This window comes from Kitasatospora sp. NPDC093558, assembly GCF_040683475.1.
In the GTDB taxonomy this organism is placed as follows: Bacteria; Actinomycetota; Actinomycetes; order Streptomycetales; family Streptomycetaceae; genus Kitasatospora.
This window is the reverse complement of the sequence record NZ_JBFBDY010000592.1, coordinates 1-3,841: the sequence shown is the minus strand read 5'-3', so window position 1 is coordinate 3,841 and position 3,841 is coordinate 1. Positions and strand designations below refer to the sequence as shown.

Below are 3,841 nucleotides of genomic sequence, written 5' to 3'. Positions count from 1 at the left end.
GATGGAGTCGCAGATGGCGCCGGGCAGCAGGGCCCAGGCGAGAACGCCGAGCCGCTCGCCGAGGTGGCCGCCCGCGTCGACGGCCAGCGAGGTCGCGGTGAGCACGACGGCGGTGACGATGGAGGCGCGCAGTGCGGTGGTGCGGTCGGTGCGGACGGCGAGGAAGTAGAGCGCGCAGAGCAGCGGGGTGGCGAGGGCGGGGGTGAGCCTGGGGGTGGTCGGGGTGAGCAGGATCGAGCAGACGAGCGTGACCGCGACGACCGCGAGCGGGTGGCGGCGGTGGGCGAAGACGGCGAGGACGGAGACCAGGGACAGGACACCGGTGAGCGGGTTGAGGCCGTGGAACTGGCCGCTCTGGTCGACCGTGGCGCCGAAGGTGGTGGAGGCGACGAGAGCGGCGCCCCCGACGACGTCCAGCAGTCGGGGGTGGTTCTGGCGCAGGCGCTGCCAGGTGGAAGTCATGGGTGCTCTCCGGGTCGCGGGTCGGGGGCCGTCGGCCCGAGCGGCGGTGCGCTCGGCGGCGGCCCCCGACTGCAACGGTAATCGGTGGGCGTTCGAATCGGTGGCCGCGGAATCGTCGAGCGTGGAACCGACGGCCGTTCGAATCGGTGACAGCGCTAGACGCCGACGGACTCCCGGACCGGTGCCGGCTCGGGGGCGGCGGTGTGCAGCTTGCTGCCCTCGACGTCGACGTCCGGTATGAGGCGGTCCAGCCACTTCGGCAGCCACCAGGCGCGGCGGCCGAGCAGGGCGAGGACGGCCGGGACGATCGTCATGCGGACCACGAAGGCGTCGAACGCGACGGCGGCGGCGAGGCCGAGGCCCATCATCTTGATCATCGGTTCGCTCATGCCGATGAAGCCCGCGAAGACGGCGATCATGATGAAGGCGGCGGCGGTGACCACCCGGGCGTTGTGCCGGAAGCCGGTGACGATCGCCTGGCCGGGCTGCTCGCCGTGCACGTAGCCCTCGCGGATGCGGGTGACCAGGAACACCTCGTAGTCCATGGCGAGGCCGAAGACCACGCCGATCATGAAGATCGGCATCATGCTCATCACCGGGCCGGTCTGCTGGACGCCGATCAGGTCGGCGAGCCAGCCCCACTGGAAGACCGCGACGACGGCGCCGAGCGCGGCGGCCACCGAGAGCAGGAAGCCGAGCGCGGCCTTGAGCGGGACGAGGACGGAGCGGAAGACGATCAGCAGCAGGAGCACGGCCAGGCCGACGACGATCGCGAGGTATGGCACGAGCGCGTCGGTGAGCTTCTGCGACACGTCGATGTTCATCGCCGTGGTGCCGCTGACCAGGACGCTCGCCCCGGTCTCGGCCTTGAGGCCGGCCGCGTGGCCGCGGATGGCGTGCACGATGTCCTTGGTCTCGGCGGCGGCCGGGCCCGTCGCCGGTATGGCGTTGAGCAGGGCCGTGTCGCCGGCCTTGTTGAACATCGGCGGGGTGACGGTGATGACGCCGGGCAGCGCGGAGACCGTCTTGGCGACCTCGCTCGCGGCGGCCTTCGGGTCGGGCGCGCCCTTGGCGTCGACCAGGACGGTCAGCGGGCCGTTGAAGCCCGGGCCGAAGCCGTCGGAGAGCAGGTCGTAGGCGCGGCGCTGGGTGGTGGAGGTCGGCTTGGACTCGTCGCCCGGCAGGCCGAGCCGCAGATCGAGCGCGGGCGCGGCCAGCACGCCGAGGCCGATCACGCCGCCCAGCAGGACGGCGACCGGCCGCCGCAGCACGAACCGGGCCCAGCGGGCGCCGCCGTTCTCCTTCGCGGGCGCGGAGGCGGAGCCGGCGGAACCGTCCCCGGTGTCCCCGGCGTTCCCGGTGGTCCCGGTGGTCCCGGTGGTCCCGGCGTTCTTGCGGACCTTGCGGGGCAGCACCCGCTTGCCGATGAAGCCGAGCAGCGCGGGCACCAGCGTCAGCGCGACCAGGACGGCGATGACGACCGTGCCGGCGGCGGCCATGCCCATCTTGGCGAGGAGCGGGATGCCGACCACGGAGAGCCCGGCGAGGGCGATCACCACGGTGAGGCCGGCGAAGACCACCGCGGAGCCTGCCGTGCCGACCGCCCGGCCGGCCGCCTCCTGCGGCGTCCGGCCCTCGGCGAGCTCGGCCCGGAAGCGGGAGACGATGAACACCGCGTAGTCGATGCCGACCGCCAGACCGAGCATCATCGCGAGCGTGCCGGTGGTGCTGGACAGGCCGAGCACGCTGCCGAGCCCGGTGATCAGCGCCATGCCGAGGCCGACGCCGACCACAGCGGTGAGCAGCGGCAGACCGGCCGCGACGAGCGAGCCGAAGGTGATCGTCAGGACGACCGCGGACAGCGCCATGCCGATGGCCTCGCTGCTGCCGCCGGCCTCGGGCTTGGCCGTCAGCGCGGTGCCGCCGACCTCGACCTTGAGCCCGGCGTCCCGGCCGTGCTGGGCGGCCTGCTCCAGGGCCTCGGTGGCGCCGGTGGACAGCTTGCCCGCCTTGACGGAGTAGTTCACCGTCGCGTACGCGGTGGTGCCGTCCTTGGAGATCGTGCCGGCCTTGAACGGGCTGACCGCGCCGGTGACCTCCTCGGCGTGCGCGAGCTCGGCCACCGTCTTCTCGACCGCCTGCTGGTTCGGCGCGGCGGTGATCTTCTGCCCGGAGGGCGCGACGAACACCACGCGGGCGGACGCGCCGTCGGCGTGGCCACCCGGGAAGCGCTCGTTCATCAGGTCGAAGGCCTTCTGGGCCTCCGTACCGGGCATCGCGAAGCCGTCGTCTGGTGCGGCGGGCGCCTTGGCCGCGAGGACCCCACCGACGGCCAGCAGGGCGACCCACAGGAGGGTCACCAGCCGGCGCCGGACGAAGGCCCATCGGCCCAGGCGGTAGAGGAACGTGGCCACGGGAGAGCGGACTCCTTCGGATCTCGGTCTTCGACTGCGGATCCCGGTCATCGACATCGACGTCGGATCCCGGTCTTCGACCTGGAGGCAGAACACGCTGCGGACGGGCCGGGCGCCGGTCGGCGCGGTCCTCCCGCAGCGTGACCAATCCTTCGTCGCCGGCCCGTAGTCCGTCGTCATCCCTGCGCAGACACTTCCCGTACTGCGTACGCAGTAGGGCACCGCCCCGGACGGCGGAGCGCACGACCTCCTCCCGAAGCAGTCCCGGGTGCTCCGGAGGGCGCAGCCGGCGCGGGAGCCGGTCACCGGCCGGGCCGGGCGTCACCCGTGCGGGCGGCGACAACGGGCCGGGCGCGGGCGGCCGAAGTAGCGTGATGTGCCTGGCCCGGGCGTTTTCCGACGCCCGGACCGCCCCCACCCGATCGGTGCTGAACCACAGCCCGCCGCCGGAGGTGCCCCATGGGCGTACCCGCCGCCCGCATCGTGTTCGACGAGAGCGACCGCATGGCCGTCGCGGACGCGGTGGCGGAGATCCTCGCCACCGGTGCGATGACGCTCGGACCCTGGACCGAGCGCTTCGAGCAGGCCTTCGCGGCCGAGCACGGCGCCTCGCACGCCGTCGCGGTGTCCAGCGGCACGTCGGCGCTGGAGATCATCCTGCGCACCGTCGGCGTGCGGGACCGCGACGTGGTCGTGCCGGCCGTCACCTTCTACGCCACCGCCGGCGCCGTCCTGCACGCGGGCGGCCGCCCGGTGATCGCCGACGTCGACCCGGCCACCCTCGCGCTCTCCCCCGAGACCCTCGCGGCGGCCCTCACTCCGGATACCGCGGCCGTCGTACTCGTCCACATCGGCGGCCTGATCACCCCGGCCGTCGACGAGCTGCGCGCGCTGTGCGACCGGCACGGCGTGCCGCTGGTCGAGGACGCCGCGCACGCCCACGGCAGCAGCCTCAGCGGGCGAGC

Annotated in this window: 2 protein-coding genes and 1 pseudogene; 1 reads left to right on the top strand and 2 read right to left on the bottom strand. The window is 73.5% G+C overall.

The window, feature by feature from the left end; genetic code table 11:
• Both AB0O00_RS32095 and AB0O00_RS32090 read right to left on the bottom strand, forming a co-directional pair.
• A pseudogene (locus AB0O00_RS32095) lies at positions 1-462 on the bottom strand (hypothetical protein); the annotation flags it as partial.
• Positions 463-617: 155 nt separating this feature from the next.
• On the bottom strand, positions 618-2,876 hold the full coding sequence (locus tag AB0O00_RS32090) for an MMPL family transporter (RefSeq protein ID WP_363657774.1): 2,259 nt from the start codon (positions 2,874-2,876) through the stop codon (positions 618-620).
• 459 nt (positions 2,877-3,335) lie between these two features.
• Here AB0O00_RS32090 and AB0O00_RS32085 point away from each other — a divergent pair.
• Positions 3,336-3,841 (top strand): aminotransferase class I/II-fold pyridoxal phosphate-dependent enzyme (locus AB0O00_RS32085; protein ID WP_363657772.1); only part of this gene is annotated, 506 nt, incomplete at its 3' end.